The sequence below is a fragment of the Pseudomonas sp. SDO5532_S415 genome (assembly GCF_054071155.1).
In genome coordinates this window covers 1-4,801 of sequence record NZ_JBSVWS010000270.1, presented here as the reverse complement: position 1 = coordinate 4,801, position 4,801 = coordinate 1, and the positions used below count along the sequence as shown (strand labels likewise).

3 protein-coding genes and 1 tRNA gene are annotated in these 4,801 nt (G+C 59.3%); 2 read left to right on the top strand and 2 right to left on the bottom strand.

The window, feature by feature from the left end:
* Window positions 1-134: 134 nt before the first annotated feature.
* A tRNA-Ala gene (locus tag ACW9HW_RS28820) sits at window positions 135-210 on the bottom strand.
* Window positions 211-412: 202 nt separating this feature from the next.
* Complete coding sequence (gene gltX / locus ACW9HW_RS28815; RefSeq protein WP_413705325.1) at window positions 413-1,894, bottom strand: glutamate--tRNA ligase; 1,482 nt, start codon at window positions 1,892-1,894, stop codon at window positions 413-415.
* Window positions 1,895-2,123: 229 nt separating this feature from the next.
* Here gltX and ACW9HW_RS28810 point away from each other — a divergent pair, with 229 nt between their 5' ends.
* Complete coding sequence (locus tag ACW9HW_RS28810) at window positions 2,124-3,212, top strand: HlyD family secretion protein (protein ID WP_457402702.1); 1,089 nt, start codon at window positions 2,124-2,126, stop codon at window positions 3,210-3,212.
* Window positions 3,213-3,261: 49 nt separating this feature from the next.
* Window positions 3,262-4,752: an MDR family MFS transporter gene (locus ACW9HW_RS28805; protein WP_170948754.1), complete on the top strand. Its 1,491-nt coding sequence runs from the start codon at window positions 3,262-3,264 to the stop codon at window positions 4,750-4,752.
* Window positions 4,753-4,801: the final 49 nt, after the last annotated feature.

The following is a 4,801-nucleotide window of genomic DNA, read 5'->3' as shown; positions in this document are numbered from 1 at the left end:
AACCCCTGTTACCGCCGTGAAAGGGCGGTGTCCTAGGCCACTAGACGAAGGGGACGCAAACCCTTCTATACAACTGATCAACGCTGAGTGTTGATCGCTTCAAGGCCGGTGTGGCCAGACCTTGAAGTGTAAATTGGTGGAGCTAGACGGGATCGAACCGTCGACCTCTTGCATGCCATGCAAGCGCTCTCCCAGCTGAGCTATAGCCCCTCATCGTTGATGTCATCGCTGAGGACGGGGCGAATCTTAAGGGCGTATCGAAAGGCTGTCAAACTTATTTTTCAAAAAATTTAAAGTTTTTTGCCGACATAACAATCACTTACCGCCCTCCCCCCGAAAATCCGGGGGAAAGCGCCGAAGAGCAGGATCAAAAGATCGCAGCCTTCGGCAGCTCCTACGGAATCAAACGCAATCAGGCGATAGCGCCCAAGAGCTTTTCCCACTCTTTGTTTTCTTTCTTCGACACGCCGCCCAGCAGGTCGATCGCCTGGCGCAGACGAAAACGGGTCAGGTCCGGACCGAGGATTTCCATCGCATCGAGCACCGACACCGAGCTGGCCTGGCCGGTGATCGCCGCGAACATCAGCGGCATGGCATCGCGCAGCTTCAGCTCCAGGGACTCCACGACCGCCTGAATGGTCGCGGTGATGCTGTCCTTCTCCCACTGACGCAGGCTTTCGAGCTTCCACAGAATCAACTGCATCAACTGGCGAACCTGATCACCCGAGAGTTTCTTCGATTCGAACAGCTTGGCGTCCGGATTCACCCCACCGGCAAAGAAGAACCCGGCCAGCGGTGCGACCTGGCTGAAGGTTTCAACCCGACCCTGCACGTGCGGCGCGATCTTCATCATGTAGTCGGAATTGAATGCCCACTTCTGCACGCGGGCGGCGAACTCTTCCACCGGCAGGTCGCGCAACCACTGGCCGTTGAGCCACGACAGCTTCTCGATGTCGAAAATCGGCCCACCCAGGGAAACGCGCTTGAGGTCGAAGTTGTCGACCATTTCCTGCAGCGAAAACTTTTCGCGCTCGTCCGGCATCGACCAGCCCATGCGGCCCAGATAGTTGAGCATGGCTTCCGGCATGAAGCCCATGCGCTCGTAGAAGGTCACCGAGGTCGGGTTCTTGCGCTTGGACAGCTTGCTCTTGTCCGGGTTACGCAACAGCGGCATGTAGCACAGTTCCGGCTGTTCCCAACCGAAGTATTCGTACAGCAGGATCAGTTTCGGTGCCGATGGCAGCCATTCTTCACCACGCAATACGTGGGTGATGCCCATCAGGTGGTCGTCGACCACGTTGGCCAGGAAGTATGTCGGCAGGCCGTCGGTCTTCATCAGGACTTGCATGTCCATGCGATCCCACGGGATTTCGACATCGCCACGCAACATGTCCGGCACTACGCAGACGCCTTCGCTCGGCACCTTCATGCGGATCACGTGCGGCTCGCCGGCAGCCAGGCGGCGCGCGACTTCTTCCTTGGACAGCAGCAGCGCGCGGCCGTCGTAACGCGGGGTTTCGCCACGGGCCATTTGCTCGGCACGCATCTGGTCCAGCTCTTCAGCGGTGCAGAAGCACGGGAAGGCATGCCCCATGTCGACCAGTTGCTGGCAGTACTTCTGATAAATATCGCCGCGCTCGCTTTGACGGTACGGACCATGCGGGCCGCCCACGTCCGGGCCTTCGCTCCAGTCGATGCCCAACCAGCGCAAGGCATCGAAAATCTGCTGTTCGGACTCGCGGGTCGAACGCAACTGGTCGGTGTCTTCAATCCGCAGGATGAACTCACCGCCGTGCTGCTTGGCAAAGCAGTAGTTGAACAATGCGATGTAAGCGGTACCTACGTGGGGGTCCCCGGTAGGCGATGGCGCGATGCGAGTGCGGACGGTGGTCATGGCATGTCTCGAAAAGAATAAAAGCAAAGATTTAACAAGGGGCGAATGGTAACAGGCGCAGACCGCCCGGCTCCAGTGAACAGGGCATTTAAGCCAAGGTTGCGACTGTAACGCCCGTATGACGCGGTGAATGGCCGAATATCAGCCGATGGCATTTACCGTTTATCGGCTGTATGCCAGATTCACCTGCTGATAACTTTCCTTGCAATTTCTCGACTACAGTCAGCCCATGCCTGCCCAACTCAAGCGTCGCCTGTTTAGTTTCCTGTTGATTGTCCTGCTGGTTGCCGGGGGCTTTTTTGCCCATTGGTTCCTCAAGGGACGGTTCTATGAAAGCACTGACAACGCGTATGTCCAGGGCGAAATCACCCGTGTGTCGAGCCAGTTGGGCGCACGCATCGACCAGGTGCTGGTACAAGACAACCAGCACGTCGAGAAAGGCCAATTACTGATCAGGCTTGAAGGCGATGATTTCCGCCTCGCCGTCGACCGCGCCAACGCTACCCTCGCCACCCGCCAGGCCGAGCGCCTGCAAGCCCAGAGCAAACTGACCCAGCAGGCCAGCCTGATTGCCGCCAGCGAAGCGCAAGTCGCATCCAGCCAGGCCAGCCTGGGCCGTTCGCAAATTGACCTGTCCCGCGCCCAGACCCTGCGCAAGCCCGGTTATGTCTCGGAGGAACGGGTGACCACCCTCTCCGCCGACAACCATATTGCCCGCTCTCAACTGACCAAGGCCCAGGCGGATGCCCAAAGCCAGCGCCAGCAAGTGAACGCGCTGACCGCCGAGATCAAGCGCCTCGACGCGCAGATCGCCAACGCCCGGGCCGATCTGGCCCAGGCCGAATTGAACCTCACGCGCAGCGAAATTCACGCGCCCATCAGTGGCCTGATCGGTCAGCGCGCCGCGCGCAATGGCCAGTACGTGCAGGCCGGCGCCTATCTGCTGTCGATCGTTCCGGATGAAGACATCTGGATCCAGGCCAACTTCAAGGAAACCCAGATTGGCCATATGCAGCCCGGCCAAAAAGCGGAACTGACCTTCGATGCCTATGGCGACACGCCGATCGAAGCCCGGGTCGATAGCCTGTTCGCCGCCTCGGGCGCGCAGTTCAGCCTGTTGCCGCCGGACAATGCCACGGGCAACTTCACCAAAGTCGTACAACGGATTCCGGTAAAACTGACCTTCGCCGCCGACAACCCGTTGCGCGGCAAGATCCGCCCGGGCATGTCAGTCACCGTCAAAGTGAATATCAAAGACACCCCTGACGATGTCACTGCCAACCTGAGCATTAAAGACGCCGCTGGCGATGGCCGGTGATCAACTGATCCGTCCGGTCGGGGAACCGACGCGGCGGGACTGGATTGCGGTGATGAGCGTGATGCTCGGCGCGTTCATGGCGGTGCTCGACATCCAGATCACCAATTCATCGCTCAAGGATATTCAGGGCGCGCTGTCGGCGACCCTGGAAGAAGGTTCATGGATATCCACCTCATACCTGGTGGCGGAAATCATCATGATCCCGCTGACTGCCTGGCTGGTGCAGCTGCTGTCGGCGCGGCGCCTGGCGGTGTGGGTGTCCCTCGGTTTTCTCGTCGCCTCGCTGCTGTGCTCCATGGCGTGGAGCCTGGAGAGCATGATCGTCTTTCGCGCCTTGCAGGGTTTTACCGGCGGCGCGCTGATTCCGCTGGCGTTTACCCTGACCCTGATCAAACTGCCCGAGCATCACCGCGCCAAAGGCATGGCCATGTTCGCCATGACCGCCACCTTCGCCCCGTCCATCGGTCCGACCCTGGGTGGCTGGCTCACCGAAAACTGGGGTTGGGAATACATCTTCTATATCAACATACCGCCCGGCCTGCTCATGATCGCTGGCCTGATGTACGGTCTGGAGAAGAAAGAAGCACACTGGGAACTGCTGAAAAGCACCGACTACACCGGGATTGTCACCCTCGGCGTCGGCCTTGGCTGCCTGCAGGTGTTTCTGGAGGAAGGCCATCGCAAGGACTGGCTCGAATCCAATCTGATCGTGGCCCTGGGCAGTATCGCGCTGGTCAGCCTGATCACCTTCGTGATCGTGCAGTTTTCCAAGCCCAATCCGCTGATCAACCTCGGCATCCTCGGCAATCGCAACTTCGGTCTGTCGAGCATTTCCAGTGTCGGGATGGGTGTCGGCCTGTATGGCTCGATCTACCTGCTACCGCTGTATCTGGCGCAAATCCAGAACTACAACGCCCTGCAGATCGGCGAAGTGATTATGTGGATGGGCGTGCCGCAGTTGTTCCTGATTCCGCTGGTGCCCAAGTTGATGAAGGTTGTCTCGCCGAAATGGCTGTGCACGATTGGCTTCGGCCTGTTCGGCCTGGCGAGTTTTTCCTCGGGGGTGTTGAACCCGGACTTCGCCGGCCCGCAGTTCAACCAGATCCAGATCATCCGCGCGCTGGGTCAGCCGCTGATCATGGTCACCATCTCGTTGATCGCCACTGCCTACATCCTGCCCCAGGATGCGGGCTCGGCGTCGAGCCTGTTCAACATCCTGCGCAACCTCGGCGGCGCCATCGGCATCGCCCTGCTTGCCACGTTACTGGATGCGCGAACCAAGACCTACTTCGATTATTTGCGTGAATCCATTGTGCCGAGCAATCCCCAGGTGGCCGAGCGCCTCGCGACATTGACCGACAAACTGGGCAGTGAAACGGCGGCGCTGGGCAAACTCAGCGAGATCGCCCACCAGCAGGCGTCGATCATGGCCTACAACGATGCGTTTCATTTTGTCGGGATTGCGCTGGGGATCAGTATGTTGGCGGTGTTGTTGACCAAGACATTGCCGGCCGGACTGAAAGCCGGGGAAGCGCACTAAGACCGAGGTGCCCCTTTCGCGAGCAGGCTCGCTCCCACGAGGTCCAATG

Coding starts and splice junctions, on each gene's coding strand:
- gltX (WP_413705325.1), bottom strand. CDS start 1,894: ATGACCACCGTCCGCACTCGCATCGCGCCATCGCCTACCGGGGACCCC.
- ACW9HW_RS28810 (WP_457402702.1), top strand. CDS start 2,124: ATGCCTGCCCAACTCAAGCGTCGCCTGTTTAGTTTCCTGTTGATTGTC.